The 22,164-nt window shown below is 74.9% G+C and carries 25 protein-coding genes and 1 tRNA gene; 11 read left to right on the top strand and 15 right to left on the bottom strand.

Translation table 11 applies throughout. From position 1 onward, the window contains the following. The 3 genes from RI554_04280 to sucC form a co-directional block, all read right to left on the bottom strand. Positions 1–567: hypothetical protein (locus RI554_04280; protein ID MDR9391226.1), on the bottom strand; the 567-nt coding region annotated here is incomplete at its 3' end. Next, positions 567–1,505 carry a succinate--CoA ligase subunit alpha gene (gene sucD, locus RI554_04275; GenBank protein MDR9391225.1) on the bottom strand — a complete coding sequence of 313 codons (939 nt, stop codon included), beginning with the start codon at positions 1,503–1,505 and terminating at the stop codon, positions 567–569. The genes RI554_04280 and sucD, both read right to left, overlap by 1 nt. Further along, positions 1,502–2,725: an ADP-forming succinate--CoA ligase subunit beta gene (sucC, locus tag RI554_04270; GenBank protein MDR9391224.1), complete on the bottom strand. Its 1,224-nt coding sequence runs from the start codon at positions 2,723–2,725 to the stop codon at positions 1,502–1,504. The genes sucD and sucC overlap by 4 nt, the downstream gene beginning before the upstream one ends. A 138-nt stretch (positions 2,726–2,863) precedes the next feature. On the opposite strand from sucC, the gene RI554_04265 reads away from it, so the two are divergent. Genes RI554_04265 through RI554_04250 form a run of 4 tightly spaced genes read left to right on the top strand, consistent with a single transcriptional unit; the run spans position 2,864 to position 5,807 of the window. Then, positions 2,864–3,364, top strand: a complete 501-nt coding sequence (locus RI554_04265; GenBank protein ID MDR9391223.1) for a MogA/MoaB family molybdenum cofactor biosynthesis protein — start codon at positions 2,864–2,866, stop codon at positions 3,362–3,364. Next, positions 3,361–3,849 carry a DUF456 domain-containing protein gene (locus RI554_04260; protein MDR9391222.1) on the top strand — a complete coding sequence of 163 codons (489 nt, stop codon included), beginning with the start codon at positions 3,361–3,363 and terminating at the stop codon, positions 3,847–3,849. The genes RI554_04265 and RI554_04260 overlap by 4 nt, the downstream gene beginning before the upstream one ends. A gap of 54 nt (positions 3,850–3,903) precedes the next feature. Then, entirely contained in the window at positions 3,904–4,815 is a 912-nt protein-coding gene (gene lgt / locus RI554_04255) for a prolipoprotein diacylglyceryl transferase (protein ID MDR9391221.1), read from the top strand. Continuing rightward, complete coding sequence (locus RI554_04250; GenBank protein MDR9391220.1) at positions 4,812–5,807, top strand: NTP transferase domain-containing protein; 996 nt, start codon at positions 4,812–4,814, stop codon at positions 5,805–5,807. The genes lgt and RI554_04250 overlap by 4 nt, the downstream gene beginning before the upstream one ends. A 7-nt stretch (positions 5,808–5,814) precedes the next feature. Here RI554_04250 and RI554_04245 read toward each other — a convergent pair whose 3' ends face one another. Next, the gene (locus RI554_04245) at positions 5,815–7,971 is read right to left on the bottom strand and encodes an HAD family hydrolase (GenBank protein ID MDR9391219.1); all 2,157 of its coding nucleotides are present in this window, start codon (positions 7,969–7,971) and stop codon (positions 5,815–5,817) included. 104 nt (positions 7,972–8,075) lie between these two features. Here RI554_04245 and carA point away from each other — a divergent pair, with 104 nt between their 5' ends. After that, complete coding sequence (gene carA, locus RI554_04240) at positions 8,076–9,227, top strand: glutamine-hydrolyzing carbamoyl-phosphate synthase small subunit (GenBank protein ID MDR9391218.1); 1,152 nt, start codon at positions 8,076–8,078, stop codon at positions 9,225–9,227. Positions 9,228–9,240: 13 nt separating this feature from the next. Here carA and RI554_04235 read toward each other — a convergent pair whose 3' ends face one another. The 6 genes from RI554_04235 to RI554_04210 are packed head-to-tail and all read right to left on the bottom strand — an operon-like array spanning position 9,241 to position 11,839. Then, positions 9,241–9,666 carry an ABA4-like family protein gene (locus RI554_04235; protein MDR9391217.1) on the bottom strand — a complete coding sequence of 142 codons (426 nt, stop codon included), beginning with the start codon at positions 9,664–9,666 and terminating at the stop codon, positions 9,241–9,243. Beyond that, positions 9,657–10,112, bottom strand: a complete 456-nt coding sequence (gene dtd / locus RI554_04230) for a D-aminoacyl-tRNA deacylase (GenBank protein ID MDR9391216.1) — start codon at positions 10,110–10,112, stop codon at positions 9,657–9,659. The genes RI554_04235 and dtd overlap by 10 nt, the downstream gene beginning before the upstream one ends. Before the next feature lie 43 nt (positions 10,113–10,155). Continuing rightward, positions 10,156–10,476, bottom strand: coding sequence for a DUF1844 domain-containing protein (locus RI554_04225; protein MDR9391215.1), 321 nt, complete (start codon positions 10,474–10,476; stop codon positions 10,156–10,158). A 1-nt stretch (position 10,477) separates the two neighbouring features. Next, positions 10,478–11,092, bottom strand: coding sequence for a uracil-DNA glycosylase (locus RI554_04220; protein ID MDR9391214.1), 615 nt, complete (start codon positions 11,090–11,092; stop codon positions 10,478–10,480). Between the two features lie 40 nt (positions 11,093–11,132). Then, positions 11,133–11,561 carry a hypothetical protein gene (locus tag RI554_04215; GenBank protein ID MDR9391213.1) on the bottom strand — a complete coding sequence of 143 codons (429 nt, stop codon included), beginning with the start codon at positions 11,559–11,561 and terminating at the stop codon, positions 11,133–11,135. 47 nt (positions 11,562–11,608) lie between these two features. Then, positions 11,609–11,839 (bottom strand): YheV family putative metal-binding protein, encoded by a 231-nt coding sequence (locus tag RI554_04210; protein ID MDR9391212.1) that lies wholly within the window; start codon positions 11,837–11,839, stop codon positions 11,609–11,611. 50 nt (positions 11,840–11,889) lie between these two features. On the opposite strand from RI554_04210, the gene RI554_04205 reads away from it, so the two are divergent. Further along, positions 11,890–13,131 carry an aminotransferase class V-fold PLP-dependent enzyme gene (locus RI554_04205; GenBank protein ID MDR9391211.1) on the top strand — a complete coding sequence of 414 codons (1,242 nt, stop codon included), beginning with the start codon at positions 11,890–11,892 and terminating at the stop codon, positions 13,129–13,131. Positions 13,132–13,144: 13 nt separating this feature from the next. On the opposite strand, the gene recN is transcribed toward RI554_04205, so the two are convergent. Continuing rightward, positions 13,145–14,776: a DNA repair protein RecN gene (gene recN, locus RI554_04200; GenBank protein MDR9391210.1), complete on the bottom strand. Its 1,632-nt coding sequence runs from the start codon at positions 14,774–14,776 to the stop codon at positions 13,145–13,147. 77 nt (positions 14,777–14,853) lie between these two features. Next, complete coding sequence (locus RI554_04195; protein ID MDR9391209.1) at positions 14,854–15,876, bottom strand: bifunctional oligoribonuclease/PAP phosphatase NrnA; 1,023 nt, start codon at positions 15,874–15,876, stop codon at positions 14,854–14,856. Between the two features lie 94 nt (positions 15,877–15,970). Here RI554_04195 and RI554_04190 point away from each other — a divergent pair, with 94 nt between their 5' ends. Beyond that, on the top strand, positions 15,971–17,314 hold the full coding sequence (locus RI554_04190) for a S1C family serine protease (GenBank protein MDR9391208.1): 1,344 nt from the start codon (positions 15,971–15,973) through the stop codon (positions 17,312–17,314). 184 nt (positions 17,315–17,498) lie between these two features. On the opposite strand, the gene RI554_04185 is transcribed toward RI554_04190, so the two are convergent. Then, a tRNA-Ile gene (locus tag RI554_04185) sits at positions 17,499–17,575 on the bottom strand. Positions 17,576–17,729: 154 nt separating this feature from the next. Here RI554_04185 and ispH point away from each other — a divergent pair. Together ispH and dusA are read left to right on the top strand one after the other, a co-directional pair. Continuing rightward, the gene (gene ispH, locus RI554_04180; GenBank protein ID MDR9391207.1) at positions 17,730–18,767 is read left to right on the top strand and encodes a 4-hydroxy-3-methylbut-2-enyl diphosphate reductase; all 1,038 of its coding nucleotides are present in this window, start codon (positions 17,730–17,732) and stop codon (positions 18,765–18,767) included. Then, entirely contained in the window at positions 18,764–19,864 is a 1,101-nt protein-coding gene (gene dusA, locus RI554_04175; protein MDR9391206.1) for a tRNA dihydrouridine(20/20a) synthase DusA, read from the top strand. Before ispH ends, dusA begins: the two co-directional genes overlap by 4 nt. Here dusA and RI554_04170 read toward each other — a convergent pair. Continuing rightward, a complete protein-coding gene (locus RI554_04170) occupies positions 19,786–20,661 on the bottom strand; it encodes an SAM-dependent chlorinase/fluorinase (GenBank protein MDR9391205.1) in 876 nt (291 codons plus the stop codon). The genes dusA and RI554_04170 overlap by 79 nt on opposite strands. A gap of 50 nt (positions 20,662–20,711) precedes the next feature. Here RI554_04170 and aroH point away from each other — a divergent pair, with 50 nt between their 5' ends. After that, a complete protein-coding gene (gene aroH, locus RI554_04165; GenBank protein ID MDR9391204.1) occupies positions 20,712–21,089 on the top strand; it encodes a chorismate mutase in 378 nt (125 codons plus the stop codon). Between the two features lie 11 nt (positions 21,090–21,100). Here the strand turns inward: aroH and RI554_04160 are convergent, their stop codons facing one another. Further along, positions 21,101–21,385 (bottom strand): hypothetical protein, encoded by a 285-nt coding sequence (locus tag RI554_04160; protein MDR9391203.1) that lies wholly within the window; start codon positions 21,383–21,385, stop codon positions 21,101–21,103. A gap of 18 nt (positions 21,386–21,403) precedes the next feature. Between RI554_04160 and RI554_04155 the strand changes: the two genes are divergently transcribed. Continuing rightward, positions 21,404–22,164 (top strand): DUF4147 domain-containing protein (locus RI554_04155; protein MDR9391202.1); only part of this gene is annotated, 761 nt, incomplete at its 3' end.

Genomic DNA, 22,164 nt, shown 5'->3' with positions numbered 1-22,164 from the left:
CGTGCCGGGGGCGTGCAGCGCCTCGATGCGCGCCAGGGCGACGACCGGCGCTCCGACCTCCGCCAGCGCGGCGCGCCCCCCGTCGGCCGCCTTCTCGATCCACACGCCCACCCCACCGACCCGCGCGCCGGCGTCGGCCGCGAGGTGCGCGAGGGCGTCCGGCGTCGCGCCGCGCGCCAGGACGTCGTCGATCAGCCACACGGTCGCGTCGGCCGGGAGGCGGTCGGCGCGCACGGCGAACGTCGCGACGTCGCCGTGCGTGCGGCTGACCGCGTCGCGGCGCAGGAGGGGCGGCGCCCAGGTCGCCGGCACCCGCTTGCGGGCCACCACCAGCGGCACGCCGCACGCCGCGGCGACCCCGAACGCCGGACCGACGCCCGACGCTTCGGCGGTGAGGATCAGGTCGGGCGGCGGCGCGCCAGCCGCCTCGAGCCGCGCGCGGAGGACGGACCCCGCCTCCAGGACGAAGGCGGGATCCAGGCGGTGGTTGACGAACCCGTCGACGCGCAACAGCCCGTTCGGCGCGACGGTTCCCTCGTCCGCGATGCGGCGGACGAGCGCCTCCATCAGGCCAAGCCGGCGCGCTTCATGGCGGTCATCATCGCCGCCCCCATGTCGGTCGGGGTCTCCGCCAGCACGACGCCGGCCCCCTCGAGCGCCGCGATCTTCGCGTCGGCCGTGCCCTTGCCGCCCGACACGATCGCGCCGGCGTGCCCCATGCGTTTCCCGGGCGGGGCGGTCGTCCCGGCGATGAAGCCGGCGACCGGCTTGTCGAGGTGGTCGGCGATCCAGGCGGCCGCGTCCTCCTCCGCCGTCCCGCCGATCTCGCCGATCATGATGACGCCCTCGGTGGCGGGATCGTCGCGGAACATCGCCAGGACGTCGACGAAGTTCGTGCCGTTGACCGGGTCGCCGCCGATGCCGACGGCGGTCGTTTGGCCCAGACCGACGTCGCTCAACTGCTTCACCGCTTCGTACGTCAGCGTCCCCGAGCGGCTCACGACGCCGACCCGGCCCCCCTGGTGGATGTAGCCGGGCATGATCCCGATCTTGCAGGCGTGCGGCGTGATGACGCCGGGGCAGTTGGGCCCCACCAGCCGCGTCGCGGTGCCCTGCAGCGCCCGCTTCACCGTCACCATGTCCTGCACCGGGATGCCTTCGGTGATCGCGACGACCAACGCCAGGCCGGCGTCCGCCGCCTCGAGGATCGCGTCCGCCGCGCCGGCCGGCGGGACGTACACGACGCTGGCGTTCGCGCCGGTCGCCGCGACGGCGTCGCGGACCGTTTCGAACATGGGGACGTCCACGGCGTACGTCGGGTCGCGCCCGGGCACGCCGCTGGCGTCGGTGTCCCCCTCGAAGCGCAGGTGCGTCCCCCCCTTGCCGGGGTGGACGCCGGCGACGACGTTCGTGCCGTAGGCGATCGCCTTGTCGGTATGGAACCGTCCGGCGCCGCCCATGCCCTGCACCAGCAGTTTCGTGTCGCGCCCCACGAGCACGCTCATCGGGCCGCCTCCACGATCTTCTGGGCGCCGTCCTTCATGTCCTCCGCACTCACGACGTCCAGGTCGGAGGCGTCGATGATCCGTTTCCCGAGCTCCACGTTCGTTCCCTCCAAGCGCACGACGAGGGGCACGTCGAGACCGACCTGCCGGACCGCCTCGACGACGCCCTCGGCGATGACGTCGCACTTCATGATGCCTCCGAAGATGTTGACGAAGATCCCCTTGACGTTCGGGTCGCGCGTGATGATCTTGAACGCGGCGGTGACGTTCTCCGTCGTCGCGCCGCCCCCGACGTCCAGGAAGTTCGCCGGCTCGCCGCCGACCTGCTGGATGGTGTCCATCGTCGCCATCGCCAGCCCGGCGCCGTTCACGAGGCACCCGATGCTGCCGTCGAGCTTGATGAAACTCAGGCCGTAGGCGCCCGCTTCGCGTTCCGCGGGGTCCTCCTCGTCCTCGTCGCGGAGCGCGGCGACGTCGGGGTGGCGGAACAGCGCGTTGTCGTCGAACCCCATCTTCCCGTCGAGCGCCAACACCCGGTCGTCCTCCGTGACGACGAGGGGGTTGATCTCCACGAGGTCGGTGTCCATCTCCGCGGCGAACGCCGCGAGCGCCTTCATGAACGCCATCCCGTTCTTCGCCGCGTCGCCCTGCAGGCCGAGCGCCAGCGCGAGGCGTCGGGCCTGGAAGTCGGCCAGGCCGACCGCCGGATCGATCGTTTCGCGCAGGATCTTCTCGGGGGTCGCGTCGGCGACCTCCTCGATTTCGGTGCCGCCCTCCGTCGACGCCATCATCAGGTTCCGGCCGGTCGCGCGGTCGAGGAGGACCGAGAGGTACAGCTCCCGGGCGATGGCGACGCCCTGCTCGACGTACAGGCGCCGGACGGGCGTGCCGGCCTCGCCGGTCTGCACCGTCACCAGCGTCGAGCCGAGCATCGTCTCCGCCAACGCGCGGACCTTCGCCTCGGCCGACGGGACGCCCCCCTCGATGCCGTCGGTGACGACGTTGACGCCGGCGACGTCGGGGTGCTCGAGGAAGCGGCCCTTGCCGCGCCCGCCGGCGTGGATTTGGGACTTGACGACGACGACGCTGGAGCCGCCCGCCTCGACGAGCGGACCGACCGCCGCGACCGCCTCCTCCGGCGTCGTCGCGACGCGGCCCTCGGGGACCGCGAGGCCGCGCTCGGCCATCAGGCGTTTCGCTTGGTACTCGTGGATCTTCACCGCATGCCTCCTGGAGGGGGTGTCCCGCGCACGCGGCGCGGGCGCCGGCGCCCGCCCCTCGACGGGGCCGCGCCGCGGAACGCGGCCGCACCCTACCGCAGCGGACCGTGGCGCGGCCGCGGGGTACCCTGGCCGTCGATGTACCGCACGGTCCTGTTGACCCTCTCCGACAAGGGCGCGGCCGGCGAACGGGAGGACACCGCCGCCGACGCCGTCCGCGCCGCCCTCGACGGCGCACCGTTCGAGGAGGTCGGCTACGAACTGCTGCCCGACGAACGCCCCCGCCTGCGGGCGCGCCTGCGGTTGTGGTGCGACGGCGGCGACGCCGACCTCGTCCTCACGATCGGCGGGACCGGCCTCGCCGCCCGCGACCGCACGCCGGAAGCGACCCGCGACGTGCTGGACCGCGAGGTGCCCGGCCTCGCCGAACGCATGCGGGCCGTCGGGATGCAGGCGACCCCGAAGGCGGCCCTGTCGCGCGCGGTGGTCGGCGTCCGGGGCGGCACGTTGATCGTGAACCTCCCCGGCAGCGTCAAGGGCGCGCGGGAGTCGCTCGAGGCGGTCCTTCCGGTCCTACCGCACGCCCTGGACGTCCTGCGCGGCGAAGGTCGCGGCGACCCCGGCGGCTGGCACGCGTGAGCGCCGCGGTCGTTCTGGCGTACGCGGTGTTCGCCGTCGCGCTCCTCGTGGGGTTGGCCGGCGTGATCCTCCCCGTCCTGCCCGGCGTGCCGCTCGTCGCCGTCGGGGCGCTCGCCGCCGCCTGGATCCGCGGGTTCGAGGTCGTCGGCGTCGCGCCGCTCGTGTGGGTGGCGGCGTTGGCGGTCGTCGCGCAGGCCGTCGACCTGATCGCCGGCGCGGTCGGCGCGAAGCTCGGGGGGGCGGGCCGCGCCGGCTTCTGGGGCGGCGTCGTCGGGTCGCTCGTCGGCCTGCTCGCGTTCCCGCCCCTCGGGTTCCTCGTCGGCGCGCTGGTCGGCGCGGTCGCCGCGGAGGTCCTCGCCGGGCGCTCGGGCCGCGACGCCGTCCGCGCCGGGATCGGCGCGTTCGCCGGGACGGTCGGCGGCGTCGTCGCGAAGGCGCTCGTGCTCGTCGCGATGGCGGTCGTGATGGTGCCGGCCCTGGCGTGAGTCGCGGTTCGATGTGGGCTAGGCTTGGGCCCGCGAGACGGAAGCGAGGTTTCGATGGATCCGATTCTCCTGGAACTGGGGCCCCTGGCGCTGCGTTGGTACGGGCTGTTGATCGTCGCGGGCGTGCTGATCGGCTCGACGTGGAGCCTCCGCGAAGCGCGCCGCCGCGACATGAACGCCGACGCCCTCCTCGATTTGGCGCCGTGGCTCGTCGTCGCCGGCCTCGTCGGCGCGCGCCTGGTGTTCGTCCTCACCAGCCCGGGGCCGTTCTTCGGGCCCGGCGGCGACCCGGCGTCGGCGTTCGCCATCTGGCAGGGCGGCATCAGCATCCACGGGGGCGTGATCGGCATCGCCCTCGCCGTGTTCGTGCTGGGCCCCCGGCGCGGACTTCGGCCCTGGTCGGTGCTGGACGTCCTGACGCCGATCGGCGCGTTCGGGATCATCGGGGGGCGGATCGGCAACGTCATGAACGGGACCGACACCGGGGGGCGCCTGACGGAGTGGCCGATCGGCGTCGCGTGGCCCGAACGCGGCACCGAAACGTTCGGTGCGGTCGGGCGCGTGATCTTCGGGGACGACCTGTGGGCGTACGCACCGCCCGTCTGCGCGAACGTCCCGGCGGGGGAGGCGTGCATGGTGCACCTCACGCCGATCTACGGCGCCCTCGTCGGTGTGGCGTTGATCCCGCTGTTGGCGTGGGCGTTCCGCCGCAGCCGCACCCCCGGGTTCGTGTTCGCGGTCTTCGTGCTCGGCTACTCGCTGCTGCGCAGCGTCATCGAGGAACCGTTCCGCGACAACCCGCTGTTCCTGCCGGTGGTCGAGAACGCGTCGGCCGGCGTCGGGCTGTTCACCCTCACGCAGCTCGTGTCGGTCCCCCTGATCCTCGTCGCCGCGTACGCGTTGGTGCGGATGGATCCCGACGCCGGCCCCCGCCGCGAACGCCTGACCCAGCGCGCGAAACGGTGATCGCGGGCGCCTCCGTCGCGGTGATCCTGGCCGCGGGGCAGGGGACGCGCATGCGCTCCGAACGCCCGAAGGTCGTGCACGAGGTGGCCGGCCGCGCGATGGTCGGGCACGTCGTCCGCGCCGCGCACGGCGCCGGCGTCGGCGACGTCGTCGTGGTCGTCGGGGCGGGCGAGGCGGACGTCCGGGCCGCCCTCGCGCACGAGGACGTCCGCTTCGTTCGGCAGGCCCAGCCCCGCGGGACGGGGGACGCCCTCGCCGCCGCGCGCGACGCGGTGGCGGACGCCGTCGAGGCGGGCGCCGCGACGTTCGTCCTGAACGGCGACGGGCCGCTCGTGCGTCCCGAGACCCTCGACGACCTCGCGCGCGTCCACGCCGGCGGCGCGGCGCCCGGGGCGGGCGTGACGGTCGCGACCGCGTTTCCGAGCGACCCGAGCGGCTTGGGGCGCATCGTCCGGGACGCCGACGGCGGCGTCGCGCGGATCGTGGAGGAGGCCGACGCGGACGCCGCCACCCGCGCCGTGCGGGAGACGAACGCCGGCACCTACGTGCTCGGGCCCGACGTGTGGCCGCGCCTCGCGGCGCTCGGGGCGGACAACGCGCAGGGGGAGGTCTACCTGACCGACCTCGCCGCCGCCAGCGTCGCGGACGGCGCGCCGGTCCGCGCCGCCCCGCTCGCCGATCCCGACGACGCGGCGGCCGCCAACGACCGGCGCGACCTCGCGCGCCTCGAAGCGATCGCCCAAGCGCGCCTCGCGCGGCGCTGGATGACGGCCGGCGTCACCTTCCGGGCGCCCGGCACGACGTTCCTGCACGACGACGTCGCGTTGGCGCCCGACGTGGTGCTGGAGCCCGGCGTCGTGCTGGAGCGCGGGACGCGCGTCGGGGCGGGCGCGCACGTCGGGGCGGGGGCGTACCTCGCCGGCTGCACCGTGGCGCCCGGCGCGCGCGTCGCGCCGCACACGGTCGCGACGGACGCCACCCTGCCCGCCTGACGCGGCGTCAGCGCACGAAGCCGAGCGCCCGCAACCCCTCGAGGACGCCGGCGGCGTGCGTCGCGCGGGCGAAGCGGATGCCGCGCCGGCCCCGCAGGTGCGCGAGCTCCCCGTGGTGGTTCCCGACGACGATCGCCGGCGTTTTCGCGCTCAGCATCGCTTCGTCGTTGCCGCTGTCGCCCGCCACCACGATCCGTTTCGGATCGAACCCCCACGTCTCCGCCAACCAACGCACGGCGGCGTCCTTCCCCGCCCGCTCGGGCAGGGCGTCGAGGTACGCGCCGTGCGACGCGATCAACCGCGCCTTCAGCCCGCGCGCGTCGAGCGCGGCGCGCACCTCGGGCAGGCGGCCTGGGTCGTCCAGCAGGAAACTGACCTTGCGCGGCGTCTGCGCGGCGTCCTCCTGCGGCGTCAGGCCGTCCTCGAGCAGGGCGGCGCGGACCGCGTCCGCGTCCCAATCCCGGGTGATCCGCCGCCGGTAGCCCGGGTCGGGTCGTCGCTCGGGGCCGTAGAACACGTCGCTGCCGACGTCCGTGACGAGCGCGAGCGGGTCGGGGAGGCCGTCGGCGATCGCGGCCTCCACGAGCTCGAGGCGGCGTCCCGACGCGACCGCGAAGGCGACGCCGTTCGCCGCGAGCGCGTCGGTGAGCTCGGCGAGGGCGGCGGCGTCGTCGTCCCCACCGATCAGGGTGCCGTCGATGTCGCTCACGAGCAGCGCGTCGGCGGCCAGCAGGTCGCGACCGACCGCGCCGCGCCACGGCACCTCGGGCGGCGCGTCGGCGAGCGGAGCGACGGCGTCGAGGTAGGTCGAGACGTGCGCCCGCCAACTGTAGTGCTCGCGCACCCCCTCCACGCCCGCGCGGCTGTAGCGGTCCCAGGCCTCCTCGTCGACGAGGATCGACGTGAGCGCCCGCTGGATCGCTTCGGTGTCGCGCGCGTCGACGAGCAGACCGGACGCGCAGTGCGCCAGGATCTCCTTCGGGCCGCCGTGATCGGTGGAGACCACCGGAAGGCCGGACGCGGACGCCTCGATCAGCGTGATGCCGAAGTTCTCGACGAGGGCGGGGTTGATGAACACGCCCCGCGTTTGGGCCGCGAGGCGGTAGAGGACCGGGATGTCGGTGTCGGGATCGTGGCGCTTCGGCAGCGCCAGCTTGCCGTACAGGTCGTAGCGGTCCATGCGCAGAAGCAGGTCGGTGAGGACCTCGCGCTCGTTGTCGCTCATCGTTTCGATGTCCTTGCGCACGCCGGCGAAGATCGCCAGGTTCGCGAGGCTCTGCAGCTCCTTGTTCGTGCCGTACGCGTCGACGAGCCCGTCGATGTTCTTGCGTTTGTCGGGCCGACTGATCGCCAGGATGAGCGGCTTCGAGGGGTCGCTCAGGAAGCGGTCCAACTCGCGGCGCATCCGGACGCGCGCCTCGACGATCTCCGGTCCCGGGTCGATCGACTCGTCGACGTCGTACGTCCAGGGGTAGAACCGCTCGACGTCGGTGCCGGGTGGAAGCACCAGGTAGTCGGCGTGCTGGTGCGCCTCGTAGAGTTCGTAGCCGTGCTCCACCTCGTGGCGGGTGCTGGCGACCACCCGGTCGGCGCTGCGCAGGAGGTCCTCCTCGACCTCGACGCGGTGGCGGACGTGGTAGCGCGCCTCGATCGCGTCGTCGTCGACGCCGGCGCGCTGCAGCACCCGGCGTTTGTTGCGCCCCAGGCTGTGCCCCGTGAAGATCAGTGGCACGCCGAGCCGTGCGGCGACCTCCTTGGCGACGAAGCCCGCGTCGGCGTAGTGGCCGTGGATCAGGTCGGGCGTCTCGCCGGTCTCCCGGTAGTACCGCATCAGGCCGGCCACGAACGCGTCGAGGTGTGGCCAGAGGGTCTCCTTGCGGCGGTAGCGGCCGCCGCCGGCCCGGATGCGGACCAGCGACGCGCCCGGCCCGAGCGTCTCGTGCGGGGCGGCGTACTCGTCGGAGACGCGTTCGTCGTCGACGAGGCGGGTGAACAGCACGACCTTCGCCACGCGTTCGTGGCGGCCGAGCGCCCGAGCGAGTTCGACGACGTACGTCGTCTGCCCGCCGGTGTCGGCGTCGCGCCCCAGTTCCAGATCGTGACCACGGATGAGGCCGTGCACGCTGACGTGGTGCAGCACCAGGCCGTCCGATGCGTCGGACACGGGGCACCTCCCGGCGGCACCATAGCGAATCGCGGCGCGCGGTTCGTCCCGCGGGGCACGGCGCCCTCGGGCCGGGGTGCTAGCATGCCGCCTCAGGAGGTGGCATGGCGCTGCTGAACAAGCCCCCCGCCGTCCTCGCCCTCGAGGACGGCACCCTGTACCGCGGGTACGCCTTCGGCGTACCGGGGGACACGGTCGGCGAGATCGTGTTCAACACCTCCATGACGGGGTACCAGGAGATCCTGACCGACCCGAGCTACCACGGTCAGATCGTGACGATGACGTACCCCCACATCGGCAACTACGGGGTGTCGGTGTACGACATGGAGTCCAACCGCCCGTTCGCGCGGGGGTTCGTCGTCCGCGAGTTCTCGCGGACCGCCAGCAACCACCGCGCCCACCAGGACCTGCAGAGCTTCATGGAGCAGCACGCCATCGTCGGGATCGAGGGGATCGACACCCGCGCGCTGACGCGCCGCCTGCGGACCGGCGGGGTCGTGAAGGGCGTCATCCACCACGGCGCGGTCGACGACGACGAGGCGGCCGCCCTCGTCGCGCGCGCCGCGGCGCACGAGGACATCGACGGGCGCGACATGACGCCGGAGGTCACCACCCCGCTGCCGTACGCCCGCCCCTCGTTCCGGGAGACGCCCCGCGTCGTCGTCATCGATTTCGGCATCAAGCACTCGATCGTCTACAAGCTCGAGCAGGCCGGCGCGGAGGTCATCGTCGTGCCGGCGCAGACGACGCCCGCCCAGATCATGGCGCTCGACCCGTACGGTCTCGTGCTCAGCAACGGGCCCGGCGACCCCGACGGCCCGAAGTACGCGCACGACACCGTCTGGCAGATGCTGGGGCTCGTGCCGACCTACGGGATCTGCATGGGGCACCAACTCCTCGGCCTCGCGGTCGGTGGGACGACGTACAAGCTCCGGCACGGGCACCACGGCGCCAACACGCCCGTGAAGAACGTCGTGACGGGCGAGGTGGAGATCACCAGCCAGAACCACAACTACGCCGTGGACGTCGACACGATCCCCGGGAACCAGTTCCGCGCGACGCACCTCAACCTCAACGACGGGACGCTCGAGGGCATGGCGCACGTCCGCTACCCGGTGTTCAGCGTCCAGTACCACCCGGAGGCGAGCCCCGGACCGCACGACGCGAACTACCTGTTCCGGCGCTTCATCGAAGAGGTCAACGCCTTCGAGGGCGCGACGTCGCTGCCGACGGGGCGGGCGCTGGCGGAGGGCTGAGCGGCGGCGCCGCTCAGTTCACCACCCGAGCGCCGCCCGGTCCACGCCAGGTGCGGCGCCGCCACAGGTACAGCCCGAGGCCCAACGGCCCCGCGAACCAGGTGAGCAGCAGCTCGACGCGGGGCAGACGCCCGTAGTACCGCGCGTCGCGAAAGATCCACGTGCCGGCGAACAGGTCGAGCGCCAGGACGTGCGCCCAGACCGTCAGGAACCCCGCGGGGCTCGCCAGCGTCCGGGCGAGGGCGGACGCCTCCAGCGAGGCGGGCGCCCCGCCCCCCGCGAGGGTCGCGAGGAGCAGCGCGGCGTACGCCGCGGCGAACCCCACGAACGGCCAGACCGACGTCACCATCCGGACGGTCGCCGGGGTGCGGGGGAACAACAGCATCGACGCCCACCAGGGCAGCGTCGCGACGTTCAACAGCGCGAAGGTCACGTCCATGCGGGGGCCCCCATCCGCTCGCGCGTATCGAGCCAGATCGTCACGGGCCCCTCGTTCACGAGGCGCACCTCCATCGCCGCACCGAACCGCCCGGTCTCCACCGGGAGGCCGCGCGCCCGGAGGGCGTCGGCGAGCGCCGCGTAGAGGGGTTCGGCCGCCTCGGGCGGCGCGGCGGGGGAGAAGCCGGGCCGCGTCCCGCTGCGGGTGTCGGCCTGCAGCGTGAACTGGCTGACGAGGAGCACCGCTCCGCCGACCGCGGCGACGTCGAGGTTCATGCGGCCCGCGTCGTCGTCGAAGATGCGCAGGCCCGCGAGCTTCGCCGCGAGCTTCGCGACGTCCTCGTCGCCGTCGCCCCGTGCGACGCCCACCAGGACCACCAGGCCCCGCTCGATCGCGCCGACCGGGACGCCGTCCACCGCGACCGACGCGTCGCGTGCGCGTTGCACGACCGCCCTCACCGGCCGCCCCCCGTGCGCGCGCTTGGGCGCGTCATTCGTCGCGGATCCCGGGCAGGATCGTCGGCAGTTCGACCTCCCCGTCGCGCGTCGCGCCGTCCGGGTCGACGGCGGCCAACGCCTCCCGGACGCGCGTGAGCGCATCGTGCAACGCCGCGCGTTCGGTCTCGTCGAGGTTGCCCGCCGTCTTCTCCGCGAGCAGCTCGAGCAGGCCGAGGCTCCGCGTCGCGGTGCGGCGGGCGTGCACGCCGTCGCGCTCGAGGTGGCGGTGCATGGGGCTGTGGGGCTCCCCGACCGCCGCCTGCGCGGAGCTGAGGAGGCTGTGGACGAGCCCGATGAAGCGGGGGTCGGCCACCTCAGAACAACTCCGGTTGTTTCGCGGTGTCGATCGCGACGGGGTCGCGGGCGTCCGGCAGGGTGCGGAGCGCGGCGACGAGGGTCTGCATCGCCTCCCACATCCGCCACTTCGCGCCCCCCTTCTCGCGACTCGGGTTCCGCAGCAGGTAGGCCGGGTGGTAGAGCGGCATGACGCGCAGGCCGTTCCAGTCGTGCCAGGTGCCGTGGAGGGTCGTGATGCCCTCCTGCGTCTCGAGGAACCAGCGGGTGGGGACGTTCCCGAGCGGCGCGATCAGGCGCGGCCGAATCACCTTGATCTGGTCCACGAGCAGCGGCGCGGACGCCGCGATCTCCTCGCGGCTCGGGTTGCGGTTCTCCGGCGGTCGGCGCTTCACGAGGTTCGTGACGTACACCTCTTCGCGGGCCAGGTCGACGCTGGCGAGGATCTTGTCGAGCAGTTGCCCGGCGCGGCCGACGAACGGTCGACCGCTCAGGTCCTCGTCCTCGCCGGGCGCTTCGCCCACGATCATCAGGTCGGCGTCCGGGGGCCCTTCGCCGAACACCACGTGGTCGGAGAGGTCGTGCAGGGCGGCGGGTTTCTCGGTCGCCGCGCGGGCGACGTCGTCCAACGTCATGCGCGACGTTCTACCACGCCCCCGCCGCCCGGCCGCCGCGTCAGGCGTCCGCGTCGGAGGGTGGCGTGGACGGCCGCCGGCTGCGTACCTCGCGGCGGACCTTCGGAGCGAGACCGATCATCAGGAAGAAGTTTTCGAGCGCGTTCTCCGCGCCCTTCACGGCGACGTGTTCGTGCGCCTCGCTGCCGGTCACGAACGGCAACGCCGCGTACCGCGCGAGCGCCGCCTTCGCGACCGCCTCCGGCGGGTGGGCCGACGCCAGGTCGGCCAGCTCGGCGTACACCTCGCGGCGCGCTTCGGCGTGCCGCCGGAACGCGTCGGGGTCCTCGGTCGCGTCGGCGCGCAGCAGGTCCTGCTTCGCGATCCGCCGGTAGTGCTTCAGGCCGCGGAGGATGTCGTCGCTCCCGAGCACCATGTCGACCGTGACGTCCGGATCCAGGGTGGGGGTGGGGTCGCGCGCGGGGTCCATGTCCGCTCCTTCCACGCTTCGCGTGCCCGCAGCGTAGCGCTCGCGGGTCAGGCGCGCAACGCGTCACCGCGCGGGGGTGGCGCGGTCTCCTCGTCGTCGCGTTCGAGGACGTCCAGGGCGGCGCGCGTCAAGTCCATGAGGTCGGCGTCGTCGCTTCGGTAGCCGCACGCGGGGCACTCGAGCTCGTCGAAGCCCTCCGCGAAGTGCCAGCGGATCGTGCCCGTGCGTCCGCACGCCGGGCATGGCGTTCCGTCGTGCTCGCCTTCGGCGTCGTACATCGCGAACCTCCTCGCGGGGAGGCTACCAGCGCGCGGGGTACCCTCCGTGCATGACGCGACCCCAGCAGGTGCCCTTCGACGCCGTCCGCGCCGCGTTCCCCGCCGTCGTGCGCGGCGACACCACGTTCCTCGACAACGCCTCCGGCGCGCAGCTTCCCGAACGGGTCCTGGACGCGATGAACGACGCGATGCGGACCCTGCAGGTCAACAAGGGCGGCGCCTACCCCGCCTCGATGCGCGTCACGGACGCGAAGGAGGCGGTGCGGGCCCGCACCGCGGCGTTCCTCGGGGTGCACGGCGACGCGGACGGCGTCGCGTTCGGGGCGAACGCGACGACCTTGCTGTTCCTCCTCGCCGAAGCGGTCGCCGACGGCCTCGAGGCGGGCGACGTCGTGATCGTGACGGGGCTCGATCACCACGCGAACGTCGATCCGTGGCGGCGTCTGGCGCGCCGCGGGGTGGAGGTCCGCACGTGGGCGCCCGACGCCGAGGGCACCCTGCATCTCGACGACCTCGCGGCGCTCTGGGACGCGCGGGTGCGGGTCGTGGCGATGACCGCCGCCAGCAACCTGATCGGGACGTACGCGCCGGTCGCCGAGGTCGGCGCGTGGCTCGAGGGGCGCGACGCGCGCCTGGTGGTGGACGCGGTGCACTACGCCCCCCACCGCCTCCCGGACGCCGCGGCGTGGGGCGCCGACGCCGTCGCGTTCAGTCCCTACAAGGTCGTCGCACCGCACCTCGGGGCGTTGTGGATCGCCGCCGACTGGCGGGCGGAGCTCGCCGATTGGGGGTTGGCGTTCCTCCCCGCCGGCCCGCTGCGCTGGGAGCCGGGCACGCAGAACCACGAGGCGATCGTGGCGTTCGGGGCGGCGCTCGATCACCTCGCGTGGATCGGGGAGCTCGCGGGGGCGGCCGCGGACGCTCCGGACCGCGCGCGGTGGGCGGCGGCGTTCGCCGCGATTCAGGCGCACGAGACCGCCCTGTGCGGGCGGCTTCTCGAGGGGCTCGACGCACGCGGGGCGGTGCGGGTCGGGCGGCCCGGCGTCGACGGCCGGACGGCGACGGTCGCCTTCACGGTGCCGTGGGCCGACGCGGCGGACGTCGCTGCCCGCCTCGGGCGTCGGTCGATCGCCGTGACCGCCGGGCACGCCTACGCCGAACGCCTCGCCCGCGTGCACCTGAACCGGCCCGACGGCGTGGTGCGCGCCAGCCTCCTGCACTACTCCGACGCCGGGGACGTCGACCGGCTCCTCACCGCGCTCGACGAGGAGGCCGCCGCGGCGCAGGCCTGACGGCGGCTGCGCGTCAGGCGGCGCCCGCACCCCGCGCGGCCCGCGCGCGGGCGCGCAGGTCGCGGGCGGTGGCGCGGGCGGCGTCCCCGTCGTGCCCGGCCAGCATCCGCGCCAGCTCCTGCTCGCGCGCTGCGTCCTCGTCGAGCGGGGTGAGGGAGGTCACGGTCCGTCCGTCCCGCTCGCGCTTCCCGACCACCACGTGGTGGTCGGCGTGCGCGGCGACCTGCGCGAGGTGCGTCACGATCAACACCTGGTGCCGGCCGGCGAGGCTCGCCAGGAGCTCCCCGACCGCCCACGCGGCCTCCCCGCCGACGCCGGCGTCGACCTCGTCGAACACGAGCGTCGCGCGGTCGGAACCGCTCAACGTCCAGGCGGCCAGCATGACGCGCGAGAGTTCGCCCCCCGACGCGGCCTGCGCGAGCGGGGCGACCGCTTCGCCCGGGTTCGCCGAGAACTCGAAGCGAACGGTGTCCGCACCGTGCGGACCGGGCGTCGCCGGGTCCACCGCGATGCGCAACGTCGCGCCCGGCAACGCCAGGCGCTCCAGGAGCGGCGCGACGTCGCGCCCGAAGCGGTCGGCGGCCGCCCGGCGGGCGGCGCTCAGGCGCGCCCCGACCCCCTCGAGTTCCGCGTCGAGCGTCGCGATGCGGGCCACGAGGTCGGCGTCGCGCGCGTCGTCCGCCTCCAGCGTCGCGCGCTCGCGGGCGACCGCCTCGCGGTGCGCGAGCAGCGCGGCGCTGCCGTCGCCGTACTTGGCGAACAACCGTTGCAGCGTCGCCAGCCGCCGCTCGACCGCGTCGAGACGGGCGGGGTCGGCGTCCAACGCGTCGCCGGCCCCCTCGACCTCGGAGAGGATGGCGCCGGCCGCCGCCTGCGCGTCGCGCAGGTCCCGCGCGAGCGGTTCGAGGTCGGCGTCGAGCTGCGCGGCGGCGTCGAGCGCCCGGCGGGCGGCCGCGAGCGCCGTGAGGGCGCCCTCGTCGCCGTCCAGGGCGGTGCGGGCGCCGGTGAGGGCGTCGCGGATGCCGTCGACGTGCCGCAGCCGCCGCGCCTCCGTCGCGAGCGCCTCCTCCTCGCCGGCGACCGGCTGCGCGTCGTCGATCTCGCGGAGTTGCAGGTCGAGCAGGTCGCGGCGTTGCAGCCGCTCGCGGGCGGCTTCGCGGAGCGCGTCGAGCTCCGCCGCCAACTCGGCGCGTTCGCGCCACGCCGCCCGCCACCGCGCGGCGGCGGTCCGTCCGTCGTCGTCGAGCAACCGGTCGAGGGCGTCGCGTTGCGCGCGGGGCGCGAGGAGCGCCTGTTGGGCGTGCTGAGCGAAGACGGCGACGCGCCCGCCGACGGCGTCGGCGAGCTCCCCGACCGTGACCAGTTCGCCGTCGAGGCGCGCGTGGTTGCGGCCCTCCGTCACCAGCGCGCGCGATGCGGAGGTCGGGGGGGCGTCGTCGCCGAACTCCGCCTGCACCAGCGCCCGCTCCGCCCCGCGGCGGATGAGGCCGGCCTCGGCGCGCACGCCGGTCAGCAACCCGAGCGCGTCGACCAACAGCGATTTGCCCGCCCCCGTCTCGCCGCTGAGGACGTTGAGGCCGGGGTGGAGGTCGAGGCGGGCGGCGTCGACGAGAACGAAGTCGCGAAGCTCGAGGGCCTGCAGCACGCCCCGAGGATAGCGCGGGGTCGGCCGGGCCGGGCGCGCCTCGCGGTCCCGTGCGGGGGGCGGGGCGGCCGGACGCCTCAGGCGTCGGGGGCGAGGCCGTGCCGGGCGAGTTCCCGGCCGACCTCGCGCTCGACGCGCGCCCGGGCGGCGTCGAGGTCCGACCCTTCGAGCTTCGCGCCGGCGGCGGGCACGTGCCCGCCGCCGCCCATCGCGACGCAGATCGCCTGCGCGGAGACGGGCGGGCGGCTGCGGACGCTGATCTTGACCGCGTCCTCCTTCTGCTTCAGGAGCACCGCGACGTAGCTCCCCTCGACGTAGCGGATCGCGTCGATCACGTCGTCGTTCTCGTCCGCCGCCCCCCCGACGCGGGCCTTCGCGGCGAGCGACACCTCCGCCATCGCGCAGCGCCCGCCGAAGGGGAGGCGCAACGTCGCGAGCGCTTCGGCGACCATGCGTAGGTAGCCGGGGGGGCGCCACTGGAGCCGGTCGCTCAGGGCGGCGTAGTCGACGCCGTAGCCGACCAGGTCCTGCGCGACGGCGAAGGCGCGCGCGTCGGTGTTGGCGTTGCGGAACGTTCCGGTGTCGGTCAGGACGCCCGTGAGGCAGGGGGTGGCCAGGTCGGCGGTCCAGGCGACCGGGAGCGCGTCGATCAGGTCCTTGACGAGGATCGCGGTCGCCGCGGTGCTGGGGTTCACGAGCGCGAGGTCCCCGAACCGGGGGTTGGTGCCGTGGTGGTCGACGTTGATCGTGAAGGCGGCGCCGTCGGTCGGGGCGCCGGCGACGCGCGCTTCGTCGGCGACGTCGAGGACGCACAACAGCGCTCCGTCGGGGAGCGCTTCGAGCGGGTCGTGGGTCTCGCCGTCGCGGACGAGGAACGCCAGGTAGGCGGGGACCTCCATCGGCAGCGTGACGTCCTTGCCGCTGGCGCGCAGCGCCCGCGTCAACGCCAGGGCGCTACCCAACGCGTCGCCGTCGGGGTCGACGTGCGCGACCACGACGATGGGGCCCGCCCACGTCGCGAGGCGGTCGGCGAGGGCGCGGATCGTGCCGTCGTAGTCGGGGGCGTCGCGGTTGTCGATGGCGGCGTCGGGAGGCGTCATGCGGGCGACGATACCGCGGCGCGTCCGGCGCGAGCGCGCCGGAACCGGCGGCTGGCGAACAGTCGTGCGGCGCCGCGTCCCGCATACTCGGGTCATGCACGAGCCGCCCGACCCCGACCGCTTCGACGCTTCCCGCGACGCGCCCCCAGGCGACGCGACGGGCGACGCCCCCGGGCGGGACCTCGCACCGGTCCCCCCGGTGGAGGTCGCGCCCCGCCGCCGTGCGCCGTTCGGGTTCCTCCTCGCGGCGGTCGTGGGGCTGGCGCTGGCGCTGAACGTCGCGCCGCACCTCGGCGCGCGCCTGCTCACGCCCCGCATGGCGCCCCCGACCGCGTTCGAGCACGTCCAGGCGCGCCCGCCGGAGCCCGAAGCGCCGACCGGCGTGCTGGCCGACGTGTACGACGCGGCGCGGGCGTCGGCGTTGCGCATCGAGGCGCGCTGTGCGGACGGCGAACGGGCCGGCGCGCTCGGCGTGGGGAGCGGCTTCTACGTCACGCCCGACGGGGGCGTCCTCACCGCCTACCACGTCGTGGAGAACGACGCGGTCGGGTTTTGCGACGTCGGCTACGTGGGGATCGAGGCGGACGGCGACGAGGTCGCCCTCGACCTCGTCGGGTTCGACGCCTACTTCGATCTCGCGTGGATGAAGGCCGCCACCGACACGAAGGTGGACCCGATTCCGCTGGCGGACGCCGCGCCCGGTCGCGGCGACGGCGTCGTCGCGATCGGCAACAGCCGCGGCGACGTGCTCGCGGCCCGCGCCGGGCGGGTCGTCCGGCTCGGCGTCGAGGCCTCCCGCGCCGACTTCGCCGACGACACGATCGAGATGACCGCCGCCCTCGCGCCCGGCGATTCCGGCGGGCCGGTCCTCGACGAGGACGGCGAAGCGGTCGGCGTCGTCAGCTACATCAGCTTCGCGGCGGAGGGCACGTCCGGCGACGGCTACGTGCCGCCGTTCCTGCGCGGGCTCGATCTCCCGTCGGGGTTCGCGTCGTACGCGGTGCCGGTGGGGGCGTCCAGCGACCTCGTGGCCGCCATCGCGGCGGGCGAGTCCCGCGACGTGCCGGTCATCGGCTTCTCCTGGCGGCCCGGATTCGATTACGTGCCCGGCGACGATTCCCGGGCGTTCGGGCGGCGGCCGGGACCGATCGTCCTCCAGGTCCAGCCGGGCGGCCCGGCGGAGGCCGCCGGTTTGCGGTCGTTCGAGGAGACGCCGGTGTACGGGCCGGAGGGGGACGTCGTGGACGTCGAGCGGAGCGGCGACGTGATCGTCGCCGTCGACGGGGAGGCGACCCCCACGTTCTACGACCTGTTGGCGGTCATTCGCGGCAAGACGATCGGCGAACCGGTCGACCTCACCGTGCAGCGGGGCCGGACGACGGTCCGCCTCGAGCTGGAGCTCGGCGCGAAACGCGACGTGTTCGGCGCGGCCCGCTGACCCGGCCGCCTCGCGCCGGCGCTCGCCCCCCACCCGTCGCGACCACGAGAACGCGCCCCCGAAGGGGCGCGTTCCCGGGATGGGGTGGATCCTCCGGGGGCGGGGGAGCCCCCGGAAAGAGGGCTGGGGGAGCCCTCGATTCGAGAGGCGGGGGAGCCTCTCTGGGGGGTGGGTGGGACCCCCCTGGTGGGCGATGGTGGACTCGAACCACCGACCTCGTCGTTATCAGCGACGCGCTCTAACCGGCTGAGCTAATCGCCCCCGAGCGGAGCAGACTCTAGCACCCCGGCGGGCGACGCGCAATCCCGTGGGTGGCCGCGGCACCGACGCCGCCCCCCGAGGCCGCCCCCCGACGCCCACCCGCGACGCCGTCCCGCCGACGCCGACCCGGCGCCCCGCCGGGTACGCTGCGCGCATGGTCGAGACCCTCCACCTGGCCAAACCCCGCGGCTTCTGCGCCGGCGTCGTCATGGCGATCGACGCCGTCGAGGAGGCGGCGCGCGAGAACCGCGCGGAGGGGCGCGGCGACCTCGCCGTCTACCACGCCATCGTGCACAACGACACCGTCGTGTCCCGCCTGGAGAGCGATCACGGCGTCCACTTCGTCGAGGACCTCGGCGAACTCGAGGGCGTCGCCGCCGACGTCGAGGCGTCCGGCGGGACGCTGGACCCGACCGTCGTGTTCAGCGCGCACGGGGTGTCGCCCGCCGTCCGCGCCCGCGCCGAGACGCTCGGCCTCACGACGATCGACGCGACCTGTCCGTTGGTGACGAAGGTCCACAGCGAAGCGAAGAAGTACGCCCGCGAGGGCTACCACATCCTGTTGATCGGCGACTCGAGCCGCCACCAGGAGGTCGTCGGCACGCGCGGCGAAGCGCCGGGCGTCACGACCGTCGTGTCGGTCCTCGGCAACCGCACGCACGACCCCGCCCTCGAGGACCCCCACACCGTCGAGGTGCCCGACCCCGAGAAGGTCGTCGTGTTGACGCAGACGACGCTGTCGGTCGACGACACCATGCGCACCGTCGCGTTGCTGCGCGAGCGCTTCCCGTCGTTGATCGTGCCGGCGCGCGACGACCTGTGCTACGCGACGAAGAACCGGCAGGACGCCGTCCGCAGCATCGCGCCGCGCGTCGACGCCTTCGTCGTCGTCACCAGCAGCTACTCCAGCAACGGCATGCGGCTCCTGGAGCTCGCCGAACGCATCACCCCCCGCGCGCACCGGATCGAGCGGGCCGCCGACCTCGACCCCGCCTGGTTCGAGGGCCTCGCGACGGTCGGCGTGAGCAGCGCCGCGTCCACCCCCGACGACCTCGTGCAGGAGGTCGTCGCCTGGTTCCGGGCGCGCAACCCCGCCCTCGACGTCGTCGAGGAGGGGGAGTGGGAGGACATCGCCTTCCGCAAACCCAAGCGGGTCCCCCCGCCCGGGCAGGGGTTGCCGACCGTCCCGTGACGCCGCGCGCGCCCACGCCGCGGTTCTCCGTCGCGCCGATGATGGCGTGGACCGACCGGCCCTACCGCCGGATGATGCGCCGCATCACCCGCCGTGCGTTGCTCTACACCGAGATGGTCACGACCGGGGCGGTCCTGCACGGCGACGCCGACCGCCACCTCGCGCGCGCCCCCGAGACGTCGCCGCTCGCGTTGCAGGTCGGGGGCGACGACGCGGACGCCCTCGCGCACGTCGCGCGACTCGCCGACGCGTACGGCTACGACGAGGTGAACCTCAACGTCGGGTGCCCCAGCGACCGCGTCCAGCGCGGGCGCTTCGGGGCGTGCCTGATGGCGCACCCCGACGTCGTCGCACGCGCCGTGGAGGCGATGCGGGCCGCGGTGTCCCTCCCGGTGACCGTGAAGCACCGCATCGGCATCGACGACGCCGACGCCTACGACGACCTGCGCCGCTTCGTCGACGTCGTCGCGGAGGCCGGCGCCGACCGCTTCACCGTCCACGCCCGCAAAGCCTGGCTGCAGGGGCTCAGCCCCAAGGAGAACCGCACGGTGCCGCCCCTGCGGCACGACGCCGTCGCGCGGCTCGCCGCGGACCGCCCCGACCTGGTGATCGAGACGAACGGCGGCGTGCAGGACCTGGACGCCGCCGAGGCGCACCTCGCGGACGTCGCGTCGGTCATGGTGGGGCGCGCCGCCTACCAGGCGCCGATGCGCTGGGCGGACGTCGACCGCCGCCTGTTCGGGGCGACCGACCCCACCCCGACGTTGCGCACCGTGATCGATGGGATGCGCGACGTCGTCGAGGACGAACTCGTGCGCGGCACGCGCTTCGCGACGGTCGTCAAGCCGATGATCGCGCTCGCGCGGGGCGTGCCCGGGGCCCGCGGGTGGCGCCGCGCCCTCTCCGAGGGCGCCCACCGGCCCAGCGCCGGCCCCGCCCTCCTCGACGCGGCGAAGGCGGCCCTCCCCGACGCGGTCCTCGACGCCCGTCCCGGGACGGCCGTGGAGCGGGACGTCCGTCAGGAGGGCGGCACGTTCGGCGCGCCGGCGTTCGCGGCGTCGTCGGCACCGTCGAGCGGCACGACGCGCAGCGGTTGATCGAGCGCGACGCCCCACGCCGACGCCACCGAACCGCCCGCGACGGCGATCTCCAGCGCGCCGTACGACCCCAGGTAGGCCAAGGGCTGGCCGGGCGGGACGTCCGCGAATGCCTGCGTAGGGCCCTCCACCCGCCGTCCGGCGAGCTCCACGGCGAAGCGGCCCGCCGGGAGTTCGTCGATCGGGACGTTCGTGACGACGTCCCCGAAGCGGTCGATCCACGCCACGCGCCCCTCGAGGGCGTCGCGGGTCGCGACCGGGCCGGGCGCCGGGAGGCGCACCAGTTCGCCGGGGTCGAACGGGTCCGCGAACCCCTCGGGCGACGCGCCGCGCGCGAGGCGCCCGGCGGCGGGCGCGAACAGGTCGCGCCCATCGAACGTCGTGCCGGGGCCCGGCGCCCCGACGCGGGCCGGGTCGAGGACCCACGCGGCGTCGGCCCGGACCGCGCCGCCGTACGGGGGGCGGCTCGCCCCCAGCCACGGCGAGAACAGGCCGTTGTCCGGCCCGACGCCCCACAGCGTCGCGCCGTCGGGCCGACGGGCGCGCACCACGACCGCCCGACGGTCGCTGCCGACGCCGGGATCGACGACGGCGCACGTCACCGCGTCGGCCGGCAGCGACGGCGTCGCCGACGCCAGCGCGATGCGGGCGGCGTGGAGGTCCTGCGGCGGCACCTCGTGCGTCAGGTCGTGCACCGCGGCCGCCGGCGCTTCGCGGGCGACGACGGCGCGCAGGACGCCGGCGTACACGTCGCGCGTCCCGAAGTCGGTGAGGAGGAAGACGGGGGCGGCGCTCACGCCCCGCCCCCCGGTCGGTGCGTCCCGTGCGGCGTGCTACCTTGTCGCGCATGGACGTTTGGCTTCGCGGCGTGCGCGGCGCGATCACGGTCGATGAGGACACGCCCGACGCGATCCTGGAGGCGACCCGGGAGCTGTTGCGGGCGATGCTGGACGCGAACGGCGTGGACGACCACGAGGCGATCGCCGCGATCTTCTTCACCACCACGCCCGACCTCACCGCGACGTTTCCCGCCGAAGCCGCCCGCGACCTCGGGATGGACATGGTGCCGTTGATCTGCAACACCGAGATTCCCGTCCCGAACCGGTTGCCCCGCGTCGTGCGGGTCATGCTGCAACTGAACACCCGGAAGGGCCAGCGCGAGATCCGCCACGTCTACCTGCGCGACGCGCAACGCCTGCGGCCCGACCTCACCAGCGCCCAGTAGCCGCGGCGCCGTCAGTCGGCCCACGCCGCCACCGGCACGAGCTCGCCCCCGTCGACCGTGGCGTCGACGACCTTGTGCGCTCGGTTGGTGGTGACCTCGAGCGTCGCCTGGTCGAACGTGTCGGGGCCCACGAGCGCCTTGCGGACGAAGTAGCCCCGTCCCGACGCGCTCATTTCGCTGGTCTTCGAGATCCGGACCTTCACGATCTCGCCGCTTCGTTGCGTCTTGACGCGGGCGAGGAGGGCGCCGGGCTCCTCCTTGAAGTGCGGATCTTGGCGGCGGAACATCCCGAACATGGCGGTATCCTACCCGGCATGCCGCCCCCCGGCCCCCGCCCGGCGCCCCGCGCCGTCCTGCGCGACGCCTTCGACGCCGCCCTCGCCGGCGTCGCGCCCGACGCGGTCCTCGGCGGGCACCTCCCGGAGCCGCCCGCCGGACGCCTCGCGGTGCTCGCCGTCGGCAAGGCCGCCCTCGCGATGGCCGACGCGGCCACGCGCGCGTACGCCGCGCAGGGCGTGAGCGCGGGCGGCGTCGTGGCGGTGCCGTCCGGCGGCGCCGCCGACCGCCTCGGGTTCGACGTCGTCGAGGGCGACCACCCCGTCCCCGGCCCCGGGTCCCGGCGCGCCGCCGACGCCGCCGCGCGCCTCGCGTCGGACCTCGGGCCCGACGACGCCCTCCTCGTGCTGGTTTCCGGGGGCGGAAGCGCCCTCCTCGCCGCCCCGGCGGACGGGACCGACCTGCCCCCGGCGCGGCTGGCGGAGGTCACCGACGCCGTGCTGCGCGGCGGCGCCGACGTCGCCGACCTCAACGCCGTCCGTCGCGCGCTCGGTCGCCTCGCCGGGGGGCGGCTCGCGCGCCTCGCGGCGCCCGCCCGCGTCCACACCCGCATCGTCTCCGACGTCGTCGGCGACGACCCCGCCCTGATCGCGTCCGGCCCCACCGTCGCGCGCGACGACGACGCGGGGCGCGCCCTCGCGGCCCTCGCGCGGGCCGGCGTCGAGGCGGCGGACGTCGAGCGGGCGCTGGTCCGCATGCGCGACGGCGCGATCCCCGGCCCGCCGGCGGCGGGCGACCT

The sequence above is a fragment of the Trueperaceae bacterium genome, from assembly GCA_031581195.1.
In the GTDB taxonomy this organism is placed as follows: domain Bacteria; phylum Deinococcota; class Deinococci; order Deinococcales; family Trueperaceae; genus SLSQ01.
The sequence above is the reverse complement of the archived record's forward strand: the minus strand, read 5'-3'. Positions and strand labels throughout refer to the sequence as shown.

Coding starts and splice junctions, on each gene's coding strand:
- sucD (MDR9391225.1), bottom strand. CDS start 1,505: ATGAGCGTGCTCGTGGGGCGCGACACGAAACTGCTGGTGCAGGGCATG.
- RI554_04265 (MDR9391223.1), top strand. CDS start 2,864: ATGTACCGCACGGTCCTGTTGACCCTCTCCGACAAGGGCGCGGCCGGC.
- lgt (MDR9391221.1), top strand. CDS start 3,904: ATGGATCCGATTCTCCTGGAACTGGGGCCCCTGGCGCTGCGTTGGTAC.
- carA (MDR9391218.1), top strand. CDS start 8,076: ATGGCGCTGCTGAACAAGCCCCCCGCCGTCCTCGCCCTCGAGGACGGC.
- RI554_04235 (MDR9391217.1), bottom strand. CDS start 9,666: ATGGACGTGACCTTCGCGCTGTTGAACGTCGCGACGCTGCCCTGGTGG.
- RI554_04220 (MDR9391214.1), bottom strand. CDS start 11,092: ATGACGTTGGACGACGTCGCCCGCGCGGCGACCGAGAAACCCGCCGCC.
- RI554_04215 (MDR9391213.1), bottom strand. CDS start 11,561: ATGGACCCCGCGCGCGACCCCACCCCCACCCTGGATCCGGACGTCACG.
- RI554_04210 (MDR9391212.1), bottom strand. CDS start 11,839: ATGTACGACGCCGAAGGCGAGCACGACGGAACGCCATGCCCGGCGTGC.
- RI554_04205 (MDR9391211.1), top strand. CDS start 11,890: ATGACGCGACCCCAGCAGGTGCCCTTCGACGCCGTCCGCGCCGCGTTC.
- RI554_04195 (MDR9391209.1), bottom strand. CDS start 15,876: ATGACGCCTCCCGACGCCGCCATCGACAACCGCGACGCCCCCGACTAC.
- RI554_04190 (MDR9391208.1), top strand. CDS start 15,971: ATGCACGAGCCGCCCGACCCCGACCGCTTCGACGCTTCCCGCGACGCG.
- ispH (MDR9391207.1), top strand. CDS start 17,730: ATGGTCGAGACCCTCCACCTGGCCAAACCCCGCGGCTTCTGCGCCGGC.
- aroH (MDR9391204.1), top strand. CDS start 20,712: ATGGACGTTTGGCTTCGCGGCGTGCGCGGCGCGATCACGGTCGATGAG.
- RI554_04160 (MDR9391203.1), bottom strand. CDS start 21,385: ATGTTCGGGATGTTCCGCCGCCAAGATCCGCACTTCAAGGAGGAGCCC.